This is a genomic window from Streptomyces sp. NPDC111628, assembly GCF_055635195.1.
Map to the genome: position 1 here is coordinate 1357331 of NZ_JBVKBZ010000002.1, position 17523 is coordinate 1374853.

Consider the following 17523-nt stretch of genomic DNA (forward strand, 5'->3'; position numbering starts at 1 on the left):
GGTGGGCGAAGGCGCGTCCGCGGTGCGGCCGCTGCGCCCGGGCGACCCCGTCGAGATCGGTGGCCGGGTGCTGCTCGGGAGGCTCGGGGCGGGCGGCATGGGCGTGGTCTACCTGGCCCGTTCGCCCGGCGGCGGCCTGGCGGCGGTGAAGCTGGTGCGCGCGGAACACGCTGCCGACCCGGCCTTCCGGGCGCGGTTCCGACGCGAGACCCGGGCCGCCGCACGGCTGTCCGGTCGCTGGCTCGTGCCGCACGCCGGCGCCGATCCGGAGGCCGCGGTGCCCTGGCTGGCCACGGAGTTCGTACCGGGGCCGAGCCTCGCCGACGCCGTCGGCCGGCACGGCGCGCTGCCCGGACACACGGTGCGCGTTCTCGGCGTACGGCTCGGCGAGGCCCTGGCCGACGTGCACAGGGCGGGGCTCGTCCACCGCGACGTGAAACCCGGCAACATCCTGCTCGCCCTCGACGGCCCACGGCTGATCGACTTCGGCATCGCCCGCGCCGACGGCGTCACCGCCCTCACCGCCAGTGGCCTGGTCATCGGGTCCCCGGGGTTCCTCTCGCCGGAGCAGGCCCAGGCACGGTCCGACGCCGCCGGGCCGCCCAGCGACGTGTTCTCCCTCGGCTGCGTCCTCGCCTACGCGGCGACCGGGCGGGGCCCCTTCGACGCGGGCACCGTGGCCGGCACGCTGTTCCGCACCGTCCACGAGGAACCGGATCTCACCGGCTCGCCGCCGCACCTGCGTCCGCTGCTGCGCGCATGCCTGGCCAAGGACCCGCGCCACCGGCCCGGCACCGACGCCGTACGGGAGCAACTGGCCGACGGGCTCCCGGCAGGGGCGTACGACGGCTGGCTGCCCGCGCCGCTGCCCGGAGTCATCGCCGAACGCACCGCGGCGGTCCTCGCGCTCCCGGACCCGGAGCCGCCCGCGCCCGCGACCCCGGCACCGGACACCCCGGTCGTGAGCCGGGGGACGACCCGCCGCCGGATGCTCCAAGCCGGTCTCGGAGCCGGGCTCGCCACGGCGCTGACCGGGGCCGGATTCGCCGCCCGGCGATTGGTGTGGCCCGGCGCGGCGGACGACGGCGGTGCCACACCACTGCCCCGGTACACCGTCGGGCTGCACGCCGACCTGTCCGGCCCGTCGAGGGCGCTGGGTCAGGCACAGGAGCGGGGCGCGCGACTCGCGGTGGCACACTTCAACGCCACCGAGGACCGCCCGTTCGACCTGGGCCTGACCGTCCTCGACGACCGGGGCGACGCCGACCGCGCGGCCGAGGTGGCCTACCGGTTCGTGGCCGACACCGGGATCGTCGCCGTGCTCGGCCCGACCACCGGGACGGGCTTCGCGGCCGTCTCGGAACGGTACGAGCGGGCACTGCTGCCCATGGTGACCGTCTCCGCGCGCCCGCTGCTCCTGTCCCTCGCCTCACGGCAGGCGCTCTTCCAGCTCCGGGCGGACAAGGTGGACGCGGCCGACGGCTTCCTGCGCTACCTCGGCACCGTGGAACGGACGGCACACACCGCCGTCGTCGACGACCGCGCCGCCACCGGCGACGAGGACTGGGGCCTGGTCGAAAGGATCCAGCAGACTCCGCCGGGCGGCGGCCGGGTCAGCGTCCACCGGGTCCCGTCGGGACCGGACGGACCGGGGCACGCGGCCCGGTCGGCACAGGAGTCGGGCGCACAGGCGGTGATCTACGCCGGGACCTCGCCGTCCCGCGCGGCCCGGTGCGCGAGGGCCCTGAAGGAGACCGGCTTCGAGGGCCCCCGCATGGCACCGGAACCCGTCCTGTATCCCGAACCGCCCGAGAACGGGGAGACACCCGCCTTCCCCTTCCCCGAGGAAGCGGGGGACGCCGCGGAGGGCTGGCTGTGCGTGACCGCGTACGCCGACGCGGCCCGGCTGCCCGGGGCGCGTCGCTTCACCGCCGCCTACGCCGAACGGTTCCCCGCCGCGCCCGCGCCCGGACCCGCCGCCCCCTTCGCCCTGGAGGCCTACGACGCCCTGCTGCTCGTCGGCTCCGTGCTGCGCCGCCCCGCCGACGGTGGTCCGGAACGCGGCTCGACCGCCGCGCGACTGCGCCGGGCCCGGTACGAGGGCCTCGCCAAGGCGATCGCCTTCGCCCCGGACACCGGGGAGTTCGAACGCGCGGCAGGTCTCTACCTCTACCGAGTCGAGCACGGCGCACCGCGCTTCCTGGGCAACTACCGGGACGTGACGGAGCCCGCCTGACCTGGCGGAACGGGAGGGTTTCCGGCCCACACGGCCGGGATGCGGTCCGACCACGGCTGCGCCTGTTCGAGCTGGCCGGCGAGGCGGAAGAGGAGCCCTTCGCGTCCGTAACCGGCGGCGAACTGCATGCCGATCGGGAGTCCCGTCCCGGTGTCGGCCGTCACCGGCACGGACATGGCCGGGGTGCCCGCCACGTTGAACGCCATGGTGAACGGGGAGCGGTCGTTGAGCCGTTCGATCCAGCCGAGGCCGTCGAGTGCCTCCGTGCCCTCGCCGTAGGCGCCCAGCGGCGGGGGCAGCTCCGGCAGGGTGGGGGTGAGCAGCAGGTCGTAGGCGCCGAAGTACCGTGCCAGGCCGCGGGCGACGCGGTTGCGGATCGCGAGGGCGGTGACGAACTGGGGGCCGCTGACCCGTTGCCCGTAGCGGTGCGCGGCCAGCGTGGCCGGTTCGAGGGACGAGGAGTCGACGGGCCGGCCGAGGGCCGCCGACAGGTCGTCGACCGAGGCCGCGAGATTCGCCGTCGACAGCCGGGCGTTGGCCAGTACGAACTCCTCCCAGTCGACGCCGAGGCCGACCGAGACCTCCTCGGTGCGGTGTCCGAGGGATTCGAGGAGACGCACGGTGCGCTCCAGCGCCTCGGCCACCGGGGCGGCGGTGGGGCGCCCGCCCCAGGCCCGGGCGAGGACCCCGATCCGCAGCGTGCCCGGCGGGTGGGTGACGTCCTCCGTGTAGGGGCGGGACGGCTGCTCGGCGAAGTAGGGGTCGCCCGGCTCCGGGCCGCGTATCAGGTCGAGCAGGGCCGCGCTGTCCCGTACGGTGCGGCTGACGCTGCCCTGGACGGCCAGGCCGTTGAATCCCTCGTCGAGGGCGGGGCCCATGGAGACCCGGCCGCGGGTGGGCTTCAGCCCGAAGAGGCCGTTGTACGCGGCGGGGATGCGCAGCGAGCCGGCGGCATCGGTCGCGTGGGCGAGGGGGACCGCTCCGGCCGCGACGGCCGCTGCCGCGCCGCCGCTGGATCCGCCGGCGCCGCGCCGGGGGTCCCACGGATTGCGGGTCGGGCCGTACAGCACCGGCTCCGTGGTGATGCTGTAGGCCAGTTCCGGTGTCGTGGTACGCCCGAGGGTCACGAGGCCCGCGCGGCGGAAGCGGCGCATCAGGAAGGAGTCGGAGCGGGCGACGTGCCCGGCCGCGAGACGGCTGCCCAACTCCGTCCGACGGCCCGCCATGGCGACTCCGAAGTCCTTGATCAGGAAGGGCGCGCCGGCCAGCGGCGTGCTGCCCGGGGCGGGCCGGTCGTCGGCCGGCCAGGTCTCCACGACCGCGTTGATCCGCGGATTGACCCTCCCCACGGCCTCGCGTGCGGCGGCCTCCACCTCGGCCGGGGTCACCTCGCCCTTGGCCACCAGCTCCGCGAGCCCCACCGCGTCGTGGCGCACGTACTCGGACACTCTCACTGTCACTCCTCGGGACATCGAACGATACCTGTGAGTCCCACACGATACCGAACGGTATCGAGCGGGACGGGCTGGTACCGTAGCAGGCATGACATCGACCGCCGCCAGGCCGGGCAGAGTGGCGAAGCTGCCGCCCCGCGAGCGCATCCTCGACGCGGCCGAGGAGCTGTTCCAGAGCGAGGGCATCCGGCGCGTGGGAGTCCAGGCGATCGCCGAGCGGGCCGAGACCACCAAGATGGCGATCTACCGGCACTTCGAGACCAAGGACGCACTCGTCGCCGAATGGCTGCGGATCCTGGCCGCCGAGTACCAGGCGGCCTTCGACCGCGTCGAGGCCGAACACCCCGGCCGGCCCCGGGAGCAGATTCTGGGCCTCGCCCGCTTCATCGCCGACGGGCTGCCGGGGCTGTCGTACCGGGGCTGCCCCTTCATCAACTCCCTCGCCGAGCTGCCCGACCGTTCCCACCCCGCGCGACAGGTGGTCGAGGAGCACAAGGCCCGCCAGACCCGCCGGCTGGTCGGCATGTGTGCCGAGGCGGGGATGCCCGACCCCGAACAGGTCGCGGCCCAGATCACCTTCGTCCTCGAAGGGGCGCAGGTCAGCACGCAGAACGGAAGCATCGACCGGGCGGGGGAGCGGTTGATGCGCATCGTCGAGGCGATCGTCGACCAGTAGCACGGGCCCAGCCGGATCGCGTCGGTGCCGCCGGCTTCCGGCCGGTGGAGCTACTCCGCCCGGCCCGGCGCCCAGGAGGGCAGCCAGGTGTCCTCGGGCAGGGGGGCCAGGTTCGCGAAATGGTTGACGACCGCCCGGAGTCCCGGATGCGGATTCTCCCGGGGGAGGAGCAGCGAGAGCGGGTAGGCGAGCGTCGGACCCGCGATCGGGATGCGGCGCAGATCGTGGCCGGTCGGCCAGACGTACCGGTCGCGCGAGCCCACGAGGGTGGCCACGTCGTCGGAGTCGGCGAGGATGTCGAGGAGTACCTCGTTGCCGAAGTTCGGGCCCGCGGCGTCCACACGGAGGCCGAACTCGGTGGTGAGCTGCTCGTAGAAGTCCGCCCATTCGCTGCCCGGCGCGATACCGGGCACCCAGATCCGGTGCCCGCGCAGCCGTGCCGGGGTCACGGTGCGCGCGGAGGCGAGCGGGTGTCCGGGGCCGACGACGAGTTCCAGCGGGGAGTGGAACGCGTGGATCATCCGCACCTCGGACGGCAGCGCGGCCGGGTCGGTGACCGAGCGGAACGAGGCGTCGACGTCGCCCGCCTGTACGGCGGCCACCGCCAGCCTCGGGTCGTCGACCTTGAGCGTCACCACGTCGAGTGCGGTTTTGGGATGGGAGCGCCAGTAGTCGTGCAGGACGACGGCCTGCGCGGACCGCAGGCCCAGGACGTCGATCCGCAGCGCCCGCGAGCCTCGCCGGATCGCGGTGACGGCGCGGTCGACGTTCGCGACGATGTTCCGCGCGTGCGGCAGGAAGGCCTGCCCGTCCAGCGTCAGCTCGACCCCTCGGGGAGTGCGGGTGAACAACCGGACGTCCAGGGCCCGCTCAAGGGCCGCGATCCGTTTCGAGACGGCCTGCTGCGTCACGCCGAGCTCGTCGGCCGCGTGCCGCAGCTGCCGGAGCTCGGCCGCGCGGACGAACGATCGCACCGCCTCGGTATCCATGGGGGCGAGCATAGGGCCGCCCAACCGATGGTTGTGGCACGCGCGTGCCGTCGGGCTGCCCGGGGCGGGACGATCAGCGGCCCCGGCCGGTCCGGTCCGGGTCCTGTGCCCGCCTGACCTGCTGTTCCAGCCCCTCCAGGATGAGAGCCAGGCCGGCCTCGAAGGCCGACTCGTGGTCCATCGGCGGCACGTCCGGCGGCAGCCCGGGCGGCACGGCGGCCGTACGGTCCCTGCCGTCGCCCGGGCCGGCGTCCGCCTGCTCCTCCAGCACGCTGCCGACCGTGAAGCGGCCGGCGGCCAGCATCGCCGTCCGCGCCGGTTCTTCGGGTACGCCCGCCGCGGTCAGGAACGCCATCTTGTGGGCGATGCGGTCGAGGTCCGCGCCGCCGGGACTGCTCCCGGCGTGCAGGCGTGCGCCGTCGCGGCGCGCCAGCAGGGTGCGCCGGAAGCCGCGCGTGTTCTCCAGGAACCAGTCGCGCCAGTCGTCGGCGGGCGTCGGCAGGGGAGCCGTCGCGTGCGGGGCCATCGCGGCCTCGCTCATGGCGCCGAGCAGTTCCCTCTTGTTCCGGAAGTGGTAGTAGAGCGACGGCTGTTCGACGCCCAGACGCCTGGCCAGCCGTCTCGTGCTGACGGCGTCCAGGCCGACCTCGTCCAGCAGGTCGAGCGCCTCGGTGAGGACGGTCTCGCGGTTCATTTTCGCCACATTGACAATCTATCGGTGATAGGCGACTCTGCAAAGCGTACCTATCACCGATAGAAAACGAGGGTGCGACATGACCCACGGATCATCGGCGCCCACCGGCGCCTCCCTGAAGGTCCTGATCTGCGGCGGCGGGGTGGCCGGTCAGGCGCTGGCCCACTGGCTCGCCCGGGGCGGTCACCGGGTGACCGTCGTCGAACGCTTCCCGGCGCTGCGGGCCACGGGCGCCCAGGTGGACCTCCGGGGCCAGGGCATCGAAGCCGTCGAGCGCATGGGGCTCCTGGACGCCGTCCGGGACCGGCTCGTGGACGAGGCGGGGGTCGCCTTCGTGGACAGCCGGGGCAGGAAACGGGCGACGATCATGGCCAACACCTCCGGCCGGGGCCGCCAGACCCTGACGTCCGAGTACGAGATCATGCGCGGTGACCTGGTGCGCATCCTCCACGAGGCGGCACGGGAGGAGGTGGACCACGTGTTCGGGACGAGCGTGGAAAGCTTCGAGCAGGACGAGCGGCGGGTCGTCGCCCACTTCTCCGACGGCTCGTCCGACGCGTTCGACCTCCTCGTCGGCGCGGACGGGCAGGGCTCGCGCATCCGCCGGGCCGTCCTGCCCCCGGGCACCCCCGACCCCTACTGGCGGGTGGGGATCCACATGGCCTACTGGTTCGTCCCGCGCATCGCGTCGGACAGCAACATCCGGGACACCTACCTCGCACCCGGCGGCCGGATGATCATGCGCAGGAGTCACCACCCGACCGAGACCCAGGTCTACTTCGTGCTGCGGGAACGCTCCGCGCAGGCCTCGGCCGTCCACCGGGAACCGGTCGAACGTCAGCGGCGGTTCTGGACCGACAGGTTCCGCGACGCGGGATGGCAGACCGCGCGGTTCCTCGACGGCATGGAGCGGACCGAGAGCTTCTACTCCCAGGAGGTCGTTCAGGTGCGCACCGACACCTGGTCCAAGGGCCGCGTGGTCCTGGTCGGCGACGCCGCGCACTGCGCCTCCCCCTACAGCGGCATGGGAACCTCCGGCGCCCTGGTCGGCGCCTACGTGCTGGCCGGCGAGCTCAACCGGCACGGCCACGACCTGCCCACCGCCCTGGCCAACTACGACACCGCGCTGCGCCCCTTCGTGGACGAGATCCAGGCCGAGGTGAAACCGCACCTCCTGCGCCTGGGCATGCCCGGCAGCCGGTTGGCCGTCGACGCCTTCCACGCGGTCACGGCACTCGCCTGCCGACTGCGCGTCCCCGATCTCGTCGCGCGCCGCTCGACGACCGACCGGGGCGGTGACTGGCGGCTTCCCGACCTGCCGAAGGGCAGAAACCGCGACGCCGGATGAGGCGTGTGCCGGGCGGTGCCGGGGTCGTCACCTCGGTGCCATAACCTCGTCCGTGGGAACGGCGGTTGCCATGTGTGTCCACACCGAGGAGGCGGCGGTGCTCAAATGGGGCGGCTCGCGATTGCTCGTCTGCGCGCTGGCGCTGGCCTGCGTGGCCCTGGTGGGGCCCAGCGCCCCCGGCGGTGCCCTGTCCGGCAGGTCGCTGCCCGTCGAAGCCGTCAAGGACGTCGTACCCGACCGGGTCATGACGTGGAACCTGTGCAACCCCTGCGACGCGAGCAACCTGGACCGGGCCGCCGAGATAGCCGCGCACGCGCCCCAGGTCATCGGCATGCAGGAAGCCTGCGCACGTGACGTCGACAGGATCCGGGACTACCTGGAGGCCTTCCACGGGCTCGTCTACCACGTCGCACACGGGTCGGTCCTGCAGAACTGGGGCCGTTGCGGCGGAGCGCCGTGGAATCCCGGGGGCTTCGGCCAGGCCATCCTCTCGGCGGCACCGATCACGGACGCGGTCAACGTCGAGTACCCCGACGGCGGCTCCGAGGACCGCGGATACCTCGCGGTCACCACCGAGGTCGGCGGCCGGTCCGTCCGGGTGTTCAACACGCACCTCGCCCAGCGCCGCCAGGAGGAGTTCAGGACGGACCAGGTCCGCGTACTCGCCGGGGAAGTCGCCCGGCACGAACGCGCCATAGTCGTCGGCGACTTCAACGCCGTGCCGGAAGCCTCCGAACTCGACCCCATGTGGGCCCTGGCGACGGACACCGACCCGCAGTGCCACCCCGCGCCCGTCGGTACCTGCGAGCCGACCACGGACTGGCAGAGCAAGTTCGACTACGTCTTCCTGCGCGGCATCGCCTCCCGCGAGCACCGCGTGGTCCGCACGGCGCACTCGGACCACGACATGCTGTACGCCGACCTGGACGTCACCTGAGACCCCGTCACCGGATGCGGTGGCTCTCCCAGAAAGGGCCGAGATCCTCGTCCGTCATGGACTGGGCGGCCCGCTTGAAGTCCTCGGTGGTGGAGACGCCGTACCAGTGGTCCCGGGCGTAGCGCTTGAGGAGCCGGGCCATGATGTCGGCGCCGAGGGTGCGTTCCAGGTCGGCCAGGGCGCAGGGACCGGCCGTGTAGACGAGGTGGTACTCGCCGCGGTGCCGCGACCAGTAGTCCATGGACGCGGTCAGTTCCGTGCCCTCGTCGGGCCAGTAGACGTCCGACCAGCAGTCGCGGGTCTCCAGGCCGTAGAAGCGGAAGTTGGCGTACTGGGCGAAGCTCTCGTCCAGCCACGGCGAGCCGTACTCGTCGTTGCCGACGATGCCGTACCACCACTGGTGCGCCAACTCGTGGACGACGGCGTTGCCCTCCTCGGTGGTGCCGAGCAGCACGAGGCCGGGATACTCCATACCGCCGCCGAAGCCGGTGGTCATCACCAGGTCGACCTCGCCGTAGGGGTAGTGGCCGAACTCGCGGCCGAACCGGTCGACGGCCGCGACGGCTTCCGCGCGACTGAGGCGGACCCCCGCGGCGGGAGTGCCGGGCGCCCAGAACGACTTCACACGCACACCCCCGGGCGTGGTCTCCGTCGCCGTGCGGAAGGGTCCCGCGGCCCACGCGAAGTCCCGCACGCGCTCCGCGAGGCTGAGGGTCACCGAACGCCCCGGGTCACCCGGCCGGGTCCTGGTGCGGCCCGTCGCGGGCACCGCCATGTCCGACGGGTGGTCGAGGCGGACCCTGAAGTCACCGGCCAGGGCGTAGAAGCTCTCGCCGACGGCCACGTACGGGTCGAGGTGCCACCCCTCGGTGTCGTGCACGGCGAGCACCGGCAGTGCGTTGCCGAGGAAGCGGAAGGCGCCCTCGCGGCCGAAGCGGGCATTGCGGTCGGGCACCGTGATGGAGACGTCGAAGGCGACGGACGCCCGCTTGCCGTGCGCGAGGGGCTCGGGCAGGGCGACGCGCAGAGCCGTGCAGTTCACCGTGAGCGGGTCAGCCGTGCCACCGCGCAGACCCGACACGACGACGGGGGAGGGCACGCCGGGCGCACCGGGCCCGGCGGGCGTCCCGCACCCGTCCTCGCCGTTGCCCCACAGGCGCAGGTACACCTCGCGCAGCGGCCGGTCGGACGCGTTGCGGAAGGACACCCGCTGCCGTCCCGTCCAGTGGCCGCCGTCGGCGTCGGAGCGCAGGTCCACGTCGTAGCGGGCGTGGTCGGGTGTCGCCGCGGGCCCACCGGCCCCGGCTGCCGCACCGGCCTCACCCGCCGGCGTGCCCACCGCCAGGAGCAGCACGAGCAGCACCACGAACAGACGACGACCGGCCCGGTGCGACCACGGGGCGGGCAGGGACGTGCCAAGCGGCGACATGACAGCGGATACTGCCACAACTGCCCGTCGAACGACCGGACTTCGCCGAAGACTCAGTCCCGCCGTGCGCCGTGGGCGAGCCCGGCTTCGATGGCCATGGCGATGAACGCGATCGTGTCGTCGGCCCGGCGTTCGGGGACCGCGTCGTAGGCGGACGGCAAGCCGGTGGACTCGCGCACCCGCAGGGCCTCGAGGACGATCGGGTGCCAGCGCGCGTCGAAGGCGGTCAGGGCGTACCGGCCCGCGCCGCTCTTGGAGGTGAGGGAGCCCGTCGCGAGCAGGTGATGCAGGCGGCTGACGCCGAGCACGCACCACTCCACGGCGTCCGGCTCGGCAGCCTCCGCCGGACTCTCGGTCAACTCCCGGTGCACGTGCGACCAGTAGCTCGACAGGTTGTCGTGGCTGAAGGCACGCAGCGCGGCGTCGTCGACGTGCACCTCGGACTCGGTGAGCACCGGGCCGCGGACCGTCACGCCGTGCCGGACCAGCTCGTGCCAGGTGACGGGGTTGATACCGAACCGCCCGGCCTCCTCGTAGACCCCCATCCGGGTGCAGGGCAGGTCGGGGCAGTGCTCCGGTGGCCCGGCCAGGTCCACGCGCACCGCGTGGAAACCGTCGAAGAAGGGGCGGGGGTGCTCCCGGCTTACGGTGTCGTGTGCCGCGGCCAGCGCCGCCAGCGCGGCCCGGTCCGGGCGCTCGGCCAGCACGCTCACGAAGTCGACGTCACTGCGGCCGGGGAAGAACTCGCCGAAACCGAGTGAGCCGCACAGGTACAGCCCCCGGACCAGGCCCGGCGCGGACGCGTCGATCGCGGACAGGAACGCGGACGTGGTCCGGTGGACCTCCGGCGGCAGCGACATGTTGGCCAACCTAACCACGGGCTCGCGCAACGCATAATCGGTTGCCGTCGGCGCCGGTGGTGGATGCAATGACCGCCATGGTCACCCAAGAGCCGCCGCCGGGGCGGGACGAGACGAACGGGCAGGTCCGGATCGGCGCACTCGCGCCGCTGACCCGGCCGGGCTGGGACGAGGCGGGCCGGCACCTGCTCGCCGGAATGGAACTTGCCGTACGCGAGGTCAACGACGCAGGCGGCATCCTGGGCAGACCGCTGGAGCTGGTGGTGCGGGACACCGCGGCCGACCCCCGCCGGGCCGCCGCGGCCGTGGAGGAACTGGCCGGGCTGGGCGTGGCCGCGCTGGCCGGGGAGTACCACAGCGTCGTCGCCCGTGCCGCTGCCGCCAGGGCCGACGCCCTGGGCGTGCCGTTCCTGTGCGCGTCGGCGGTGCTCGACGCGCTCACCGAACAGCCGACGCCGTGGGTCGCGCGGCTCGCCCCGGCGCAGTCCCACGGCTGGCGGATCTACGCGGACTTCCTCCTCGCCGCGGGCCACCGCCGCATCGCCGTGGCCGCCGACCCGAGCAGCGTCTACTGGGCGTGCGGCACCCGCGTCCTGCGGGACCACCTCGCGCCGCACGACGGCACCCTCGTCGAAATCGACGTGCGCGACCAGACCGCCGCGTCGGTGTGCGACACGCTCGTCGACCTGCGGGCGACCGCCCTCCTCCTGCTGGTCGGTCACCCCGAGCCGGCCGTGTCGATCGTCCGCTCCGTGCGCCGCGACCCGCGCCTGGCCGGGATCATGATCGGCGCCCCGGCCGGGCAGCCGGAGTTCACCGGATGGGCGTCGTCGCTGGGCGCGGACGGCGCCGCGGTTCCCTTCCTGCGCTACCTGCCCGAGCACCTGGGCCCGCTCGGCGCACGGGTCGCGACGGCCCTGCGCGAGCGGCTGGCCGAAGGGCCCTCCTTCGTCGCCTTCGAGGGCTACGACACGGTGGCGGTCCTCGCCGACGTGCTGCGTTCGCACGCCCCGGACCGGGCGTGGACCGCCGAATCCTGGGCGAGCGTCTCGGTCGAGGGCACCCGGGGGCGGATCCGGTTCTCCCGGACGCCGGGCATCGGCGTGTGGCAATGGGCCTGGGCGCCGGTCCAGGTGGTCGACCGGGATCCGGCGGAACCCGGCCGCCTGCGGGTCCTGCACACCGGCTGACGTGCGCAGCCTCCTCGGGTGCGCGGCGGTCGCTCAGCCGTACATCGCCACGCGGTGGAAGGCGGCGAGCGCGTCGTCGAGGGGGTGGGGCTGCGGCCTGCCCGCCGAGTCGAGTGCGTTCCACCTCTGGAGGTTCACCGCGACCGCCATACGGCGCCTGCCGTCGGCGCTGATCACGGCCAGGGCCCCGGCACCCCAGGCGGTGCCGCCGTGGCCCCAGAAGGTGACCTGGCCGGGCGCTTCCAGCGGGTGCAGGCCGAGGCCGTACGGGATCGTCCGCCCCTCCTGGGAGACGACCGGCACGGTACGCCGCATCTGCGCCAGCGACGACGGGCTCACGATCTCGCCGGCCAGCAGCATCCCGAAGAAGCGGTTGAGGTCCGAGACGGTCGATATCAGTGACGCCGACGGCCCCACCCACGACATGTCGTACACGCTGTAGTCGCGCGGCGGGTCGATCATGCCGAACCAGGACTCGTAGAGGCGCGAGTGCGGCGCGCCCACGTACGGTCCGGTGGGCAGCTCGGTGTGCCGGAGCCCGGCGCGCTCGATGACGTTCCGGGTGATGCAGTGCTCGGCGCTGGTGCCGGTCACCTGTTCCAGGAGCTTGCCCAGGAGCAGGTAGTTGGTGTTCGAGTACAGGCCCGGAGTGCCGCCCGGGGGGCCGACGGCGGGTGCGGCGAGGCCGAGAGCGATCAGTTCGTCGGGGTCGAACCGGGTGAACCGGTGCTCGTCCAGGCTCTGGGGTCCGGTGTCCGCGAGGGCGGGGAACGCCTTGAGGGACGCGTAGGCGTGGGGCAGGTACTCGGCGAGACCGCTGGTGTGGTTCAGCAGCATGCGGACCGTGACGGTCTCGCCGCGTCCGTCGGGAAGGAGGTCCGGGAGGTACCGGCCGATCGGCGCGTCGAGGCCGATCCGCCCCTGCTCGACCTGCTGCAGGACCGCGGCGGCGGTGAAGGTCTTCGTGATGCTGCCGACCCGGTGGCGCATGTCGGCGGTGACCGGGCGGCCGGTGGCGACATCGGCGACCCCGGCGGCGCCCCGCCAGACCTGGTCGCCGTCCCGCACCTCGGCGAACAGGCCCGGCATCCCGGCGCGGTGGACGTTCTCGACGGCTGCGTTCAGTACCTCGGGATCCAGTGAGTCACTCATGGCAGGTGTCCTTTCCCCGGCTCTTCGGCGGCTCTTCGGCATGCTCTTGCACCCATTATGCACGCGGTGCGTGCAATAAGCGTGCAACACCAAGTGCAATGGGGGAGCGAAGAAGAATCCGGTGCGGCCCGCCGCCACGCATGCCGGCCGCCGCCCCGGGTAGGACGTTCCGGTACAAGGGCGTAACGCAGGGGCCCGAAGAGCGAGGAGTGTCGGACGTGATTCGAAAGCTGCAGGCGGTCGCACTGGACTGCGCAGATCCCGTACGGCTCGCGTCGTTCTACGCGGAGCTGCTCGGCGGGCGGGTGGTCGCGGATCCGGACGACTCCGACTGGCTCGAGGTGCACGGCTTCGAGGGGACGCCGCTGGCCGTTCAGCGGGTGGACGGCTACCGCCCGCCCGAATGGCCGGGCCAGGACCACCCTCAGCAGCTCCATCTGGACTTCGACGTCGACGATCTCGAAGGCGAGGAGAAGCGGGCACTCGCACTCGGCGCGACCGTCCTGGAGCGGACCGACCGGCTCCGCCCGGGCGCCAACTGGCGCGTCTACGCGGACCCGGCCGGCCATCCGTTCTGCCTCTGCCTCCACTGACCGCACCGGGCGCCGGGCTTTCCTGCCGCGACGAGCTCCCGCGGAGACGGCGCCCGTTCAGTCCTCCTCGGCCGCCGCGGCCAGGATCCGGGCCAGCTCGGCAGGCTTGGTGATCATGGGCCAGTGGCCCGAGTCGATGTCCGCGAAGTCGACGTGCTTGGCCCGGGCGAGTTCCGGTACGTCGCCCGCGCTGATCCACTGCCGCGCCTGCGCGGGCGTGAACTCGGGGCACACGACCACGACCGGCACGTCGTACCGGCGCTCGTCGGACAGCCGCACCACGCCCCGGGCCACGGCCTCGGGCACCGGGATCGCGGCCGCCGCCAGCTCACGCCGCGCCGACTCGTCGAGGTCGGCGGCATCGGGCCCCTGGAAGGGCTCCCAGCCCGGAAAGGGCATCGCGCCGTCCCTGACCTCGAAGAAGTCCGCATACGGCTGACCGTCGGGGGTCGGGATGCCGCCGATGAGCGCGACCTTGGCCAGCCGCTCCGGCCGCCGGTCGGCCGCCAGCCAGGCCAGTGCACAGGCCGCGGAATGCCCCACCACCATGGCCCTGCCGGGCGCCGCGTCCACCGCGGCCAGCACCGCGTCCACCTGATCGTCGAGCGTGGCGGCCGCCGCGCCGTCTCCCTGTCCCGGGAGCGTGAGCGGCACCGGACGGTGGCCGAGCGACTCCAGCGTGGACGCGACGCGCTCCCACACGGATCCGTTCAGCCACAGGCCGCCGATGAGCACGATGTCCATGATTGGTTCCCTTCGTCTGCGTGACCTCACCGTAGGAGGAGATCCGGACGTTCCACTGCCGGTTTCCACTGCCGGTCTACTCACCGTGCCCACTCCTGGGATCCGCGGCGCGGACTAGCCTGCTCCCGTGCCCAACGACCCCGGTCCCACCGCGCGAGCGCTGCGTGCCCTGGAGATCCTTCGGACCCGCCCCACCACGACGGCCGACGAACTCGCCGTGCGGCTGGGTGTGACGGAGCGAGCGGCGCGCCGGTACGTCGGGATCCTCAAGGAGGCGGGCATCCCCGTGGAGTCGGCCCGGGGACCGCACGGCGGATACCGGCTGGGACGCGGGACGAGACTGCCGCCCGTGCACTTCACCCAGGCCGAGGCGCTCGGCCTGGTCATGGCGGCACTCGGCGGCCGGCCCGCCGTGGCCGAGGCCGACGATCTCGTCGGTACCGCCCTGGGCAAGGTCGTCAAGGCGCTGCCGGAGAGCGTCGGCCGGCAGGCGGCACTGCTGCGGGAGTACGCGGCCGCCGCCCCCGACCCGTACGCGGCCCACCCGGATCCGGCCGTCACCAGCGCCCTCGTCGAAGCCGTCGCGCACCGGCGCCGCGTGCTGCTCGCCTACCGCAGCGAGGCCGGCAACACATGGCAGGAGGAGGCGGACCCCTGGTCCCTCGTCGTCCGCCACGGGCGCTGGTACCTGCTGTGCCACTCCCACCGTGCGGACGCCGTCCGCACCTACCGGGTCGACCGGATCGGCGAGGTCCGCAGCACCGGCCACGGATTCGACGCGCCGGTGGACTTCGACCCGGTGGCGGTGCTGGAGGAGAACCTGGGCACCGGATGGCAATACGCCACCCGCGTGGTCTTCGATGCCCCGCCCGCCGAGGTCGCCCCCTGGATCCGCCCGCCCATGGGACGGCTCGAACCCCTGGGAGACGGCTGCGTCCTGGTCGGCAGCACCCGCAATCCGGACATGTACGCACAGGAGTGGCTCGCGAGGGTGCCGTTCGCCTTCCGTATCGAGGGCGGAGACGAACTGCGGGCCGCGGCCGCCGCCCTCGCGGCGCGCTTCAGCGCCGCGGTGACGGACCACCGGCCCGGCTCCAGGCCGCCAACCGGATGAAGGCCGACGGGGCGGAGCCGGTATCCGGTCGCCGGGCCGCATGCGGCTGAACCGCCGGTTTCAGGCGGTTGAACCTTCTCGGCCGACGCGAAGCGGGGGCACGGCGACGGAACCGCGGGCGACGATCTCCGGCTTCCTCATCACCTGGCTGCTCCTGCGGGAACTCGCCACCACCGGCCGGGTGTCGCTCCGTGCCTTCCACGCCCGCCGGGCACCGCGGCGGCTCCCCGCCCCGTCCCCGGTCCACCGCGACGACAGCCACCTCTCGGAGGCGTACGCCGAGGCACTCGCCCCGGAAACCGTCACGGCCGGGCGACCCGCAGGTGCCGTCGGGCAGCCAGCTCCTCCTCGCCCACCACGGTCAGCACCGGGCTGCCCGGCGCCGCGAACATGGTCACCACCAGCTGCGACTGCGCGTCCGAGAGGTTGTTGGCGCCCTGGTAGTGGATCACGTCACCTCCGGGCTCGAACACGGCGTCACCGGCCTTGAGCACGCGGGGCGCCTCCCCCTCCAGCTCGAAGAGGATCTCGCCCTCGGTCACGTAGCCGAAGAGCGCTCCAGGGTGCCGGTGCGGCGGCGCGCCCGGGTCTCCGGGCGCGAGCGTGACCCGGACGGTCCTGGCCTCGGCACCGGCCGGAATCCCGGCCGTCGCGTCCGGCAGGCTCGCGACGATCTCGACGCCCGGGGGCAGGTGGTTGTGCTGGGAGTCCATGCGATCCTCCTGAAGGGAACGGTTCACAGTCATGACCGGACAGCCGCCTCGTTGGTGACAGTTCCGCGCGGGCGGCCGGTCCCTATTCGACGAAGTACGAGTCGTGCTGGTCGAAGAACGCGGCACGCTCCTCCTCCGAGGAGTGCGCCAACTGCGACACCTGCTCGAAGTACTCCTCGCGCGGCGCACCGGGAGTGAACAGCAGGAGCATGTCCGCCGGGGCGTCGGAGTCGTTGCGGAAGGCGTGCAGGCCGCCCTGCGGCACGTGCAGGAAGTCGCCCTTGCGCGCGTCGACCCACCGCACGCCGTCGAAGACGCGCACCGTGCCGTCCAGGATGTAGAACGACTCCGAGATCCGCTTGTGGAAGTGCGTCTTCGGTCCGCCCGCCCGGGGAGCCATCTCCACCCGGTACAGCCCGAACTCGCCCCGGGTGGTCTCGGTGGTCGCCAGGTAGTGGGTGGCGTTCTTGCCGCTGCCGCTCTCCCCGAGGTTCGGCGGTGTGCTCGCCGGCCGGAAGACGGCACTGACCTCACCGTCCTCCCCCCAGTACTTCTGCTCCGGATACGGATAGGACATGGTGGTTCCTTTCCTGGGGCGGGCACACGGTGACGTCCCGGCACGGATGTCGACGAACGGTCCTCCGTACCATCAGACCGACCGGCGCCCGCGGGTGTGACAACGCTGCCGGGTCTGCGCGATCATGACCCGAATGGACAGTCGTTTCGTTGGCATACCCGAGGTGGACGCGGCTCCGTCCGTGGCGGTCGTCGTCGATGTCATGCGCGCGTTCACCGTGGCCGCGTGGGCCTTCGCCCAAGGGGCGGAAAAGATCGTTCTCGCCGAGTCGCTGGACGAAGCCCTGGCCCTCAAGGCGCGCGACCCGGACCGGCTGGCGCTCAAGGACGGGCCGCGCACGCCCGGTTTCGACCTGGTCAACTCGCCGGGCCTGCTGCGCTCCGCCGACCTCACGGGACGGACCGTCGTGCAGAAGACCACGGCGGGGACCGTCGGCGCCCTCGCGGTCAAGGACGCGTCGCTGGTGCTGTGCGCCGGCTTCGTGGTCGCGGAGGCGACGGCCCGGGTGCTGCGGGCACGCGCCGCCGAGCACGTCACGTTCGTGGTCACCGGCGAGGACGGCCGGGCCGACGAAGACCTGGCGTGTGCCCAGTACATCGCGCGCCGGGCCACCGGGCACGGTGTGGACGCCGCCGGGTTCCTTCGCCGTGCTGCCGCCTCGCGCGCCGCCTCCGAGCTGGCGCAGGGCGTGCGTCAGGGCGTCCATCCCGACGACGTCGCCCTCTGCCTCGAACTCGACCGGTTTCCCTTCGCCGTGGTCGCGGCTGCGGAGGACTCGCTCATGGTCCTGCGTCCGTATGCCGCGCCCCGGTCGTGA

17 protein-coding genes are annotated in these 17523 nt (G+C 73.1%); 8 read left to right on the plus strand and 9 right to left on the minus strand.

Annotated features, from left to right (window positions below):
- The first annotated feature begins 1 nt into the window (after nt 1).
- The gene (locus ACZ7MF_RS13815) at nt 2–2236 is read left to right on the plus strand and encodes a bifunctional serine/threonine-protein kinase/ABC transporter substrate-binding protein (RefSeq protein ID WP_471476862.1); all 2235 of its coding nucleotides are present in this window, start codon (nt 2–4) and stop codon (nt 2234–2236) included.
- Here ACZ7MF_RS13815 and ACZ7MF_RS13820 read toward each other — a convergent pair.
- Nucleotides 2209–3690 carry an amidase gene (locus ACZ7MF_RS13820; RefSeq protein WP_471476864.1) on the minus strand — a complete coding sequence of 494 codons (1482 nt, stop codon included), beginning with the start codon at nt 3688–3690 and terminating at the stop codon, nt 2209–2211. The two genes, ACZ7MF_RS13815 and ACZ7MF_RS13820, sit on opposite strands and share 28 nt — an antisense overlap.
- An 88-nt stretch (nt 3691–3778) precedes the next feature.
- Between ACZ7MF_RS13820 and ACZ7MF_RS13825 the strand changes: the two genes are divergently transcribed.
- Nucleotides 3779–4366: a TetR/AcrR family transcriptional regulator gene (locus ACZ7MF_RS13825; RefSeq protein ID WP_356857486.1), complete on the plus strand. Its 588-nt coding sequence runs from the start codon at nt 3779–3781 to the stop codon at nt 4364–4366.
- Nucleotides 4367–4416: 50 nt separating this feature from the next.
- Here ACZ7MF_RS13825 and ACZ7MF_RS13830 read toward each other — a convergent pair whose 3' ends face one another.
- Nucleotides 4417–5355 carry a LysR family transcriptional regulator gene (locus ACZ7MF_RS13830; protein WP_471476866.1) on the minus strand — a complete coding sequence of 313 codons (939 nt, stop codon included), beginning with the start codon at nt 5353–5355 and terminating at the stop codon, nt 4417–4419.
- A 73-nt stretch (nt 5356–5428) separates the two neighbouring features.
- The gene (locus ACZ7MF_RS13835; protein WP_471477236.1) at nt 5429–6049 is read right to left on the minus strand and encodes a TetR/AcrR family transcriptional regulator C-terminal domain-containing protein; all 621 of its coding nucleotides are present in this window, start codon (nt 6047–6049) and stop codon (nt 5429–5431) included.
- Between the two features lie 79 nt (nt 6050–6128).
- Here ACZ7MF_RS13835 and ACZ7MF_RS13840 point away from each other — a divergent pair, with 79 nt between their 5' ends.
- The gene (locus ACZ7MF_RS13840; protein ID WP_471476868.1) at nt 6129–7397 is read left to right on the plus strand and encodes an FAD-dependent monooxygenase; all 1269 of its coding nucleotides are present in this window, start codon (nt 6129–6131) and stop codon (nt 7395–7397) included.
- Between the two features lie 70 nt (nt 7398–7467).
- Nucleotides 7468–8334 (plus strand): endonuclease/exonuclease/phosphatase family protein, encoded by an 867-nt coding sequence (locus tag ACZ7MF_RS13845; RefSeq protein ID WP_471476870.1) that lies wholly within the window; start codon nt 7468–7470, stop codon nt 8332–8334.
- Nucleotides 8335–8341: 7 nt separating this feature from the next.
- Here the strand turns inward: ACZ7MF_RS13845 and ACZ7MF_RS13850 are convergent, their stop codons facing one another.
- Together ACZ7MF_RS13850 and ACZ7MF_RS13855 are read right to left on the minus strand one after the other, a co-directional pair.
- The gene (locus ACZ7MF_RS13850; RefSeq protein WP_471476872.1) at nt 8342–9763 is read right to left on the minus strand and encodes a M1 family metallopeptidase; all 1422 of its coding nucleotides are present in this window, start codon (nt 9761–9763) and stop codon (nt 8342–8344) included.
- Nucleotides 9764–9816: 53 nt separating this feature from the next.
- Nucleotides 9817–10623, minus strand: coding sequence for a hypothetical protein (locus ACZ7MF_RS13855; protein ID WP_471476874.1), 807 nt, complete (start codon nt 10621–10623; stop codon nt 9817–9819).
- 68 nt (nt 10624–10691) lie between these two features.
- On the opposite strand from ACZ7MF_RS13855, the gene ACZ7MF_RS13860 reads away from it, so the two are divergent.
- Nucleotides 10692–11813 carry an ABC transporter substrate-binding protein gene (locus ACZ7MF_RS13860; protein ID WP_471476876.1) on the plus strand — a complete coding sequence of 374 codons (1122 nt, stop codon included), beginning with the start codon at nt 10692–10694 and terminating at the stop codon, nt 11811–11813.
- A gap of 33 nt (nt 11814–11846) precedes the next feature.
- On the opposite strand, the gene ACZ7MF_RS13865 is transcribed toward ACZ7MF_RS13860, so the two are convergent.
- Nucleotides 11847–12965 (minus strand): serine hydrolase domain-containing protein, encoded by a 1119-nt coding sequence (locus tag ACZ7MF_RS13865; protein WP_471476878.1) that lies wholly within the window; start codon nt 12963–12965, stop codon nt 11847–11849.
- A 218-nt stretch (nt 12966–13183) separates the two neighbouring features.
- Here ACZ7MF_RS13865 and ACZ7MF_RS13870 point away from each other — a divergent pair, with 218 nt between their 5' ends.
- Nucleotides 13184–13558, plus strand: coding sequence for a VOC family protein (locus tag ACZ7MF_RS13870; RefSeq protein WP_471476880.1), 375 nt, complete (start codon nt 13184–13186; stop codon nt 13556–13558).
- A 57-nt stretch (nt 13559–13615) separates the two neighbouring features.
- On the opposite strand, the gene ACZ7MF_RS13875 is transcribed toward ACZ7MF_RS13870, so the two are convergent.
- Complete coding sequence (locus ACZ7MF_RS13875) at nt 13616–14302, minus strand: alpha/beta fold hydrolase (RefSeq protein WP_471476882.1); 687 nt, start codon at nt 14300–14302, stop codon at nt 13616–13618.
- Nucleotides 14303–14429: 127 nt separating this feature from the next.
- On the opposite strand from ACZ7MF_RS13875, the gene ACZ7MF_RS13880 reads away from it, so the two are divergent.
- Nucleotides 14430–15416 (plus strand): helix-turn-helix transcriptional regulator, encoded by a 987-nt coding sequence (locus ACZ7MF_RS13880; RefSeq protein WP_471476884.1) that lies wholly within the window; start codon nt 14430–14432, stop codon nt 15414–15416.
- Nucleotides 15417–15718: 302 nt separating this feature from the next.
- Here ACZ7MF_RS13880 and ACZ7MF_RS13885 read toward each other — a convergent pair whose 3' ends face one another.
- Together ACZ7MF_RS13885 and ACZ7MF_RS13890 are read right to left on the minus strand one after the other, a co-directional pair.
- Nucleotides 15719–16129, minus strand: a complete 411-nt coding sequence (locus ACZ7MF_RS13885; protein WP_471476887.1) for a cupin domain-containing protein — start codon at nt 16127–16129, stop codon at nt 15719–15721.
- Nucleotides 16130–16211: 82 nt separating this feature from the next.
- A complete protein-coding gene (locus ACZ7MF_RS13890; RefSeq protein WP_471476889.1) occupies nt 16212–16706 on the minus strand; it encodes a cupin domain-containing protein in 495 nt (164 codons plus the stop codon).
- A gap of 133 nt (nt 16707–16839) precedes the next feature.
- Between ACZ7MF_RS13890 and ACZ7MF_RS13895 the strand changes: the two genes are divergently transcribed.
- On the plus strand, nt 16840–17523 hold the full coding sequence (locus ACZ7MF_RS13895) for a 2-phosphosulfolactate phosphatase (protein WP_471476891.1): 684 nt from the start codon (nt 16840–16842) through the stop codon (nt 17521–17523).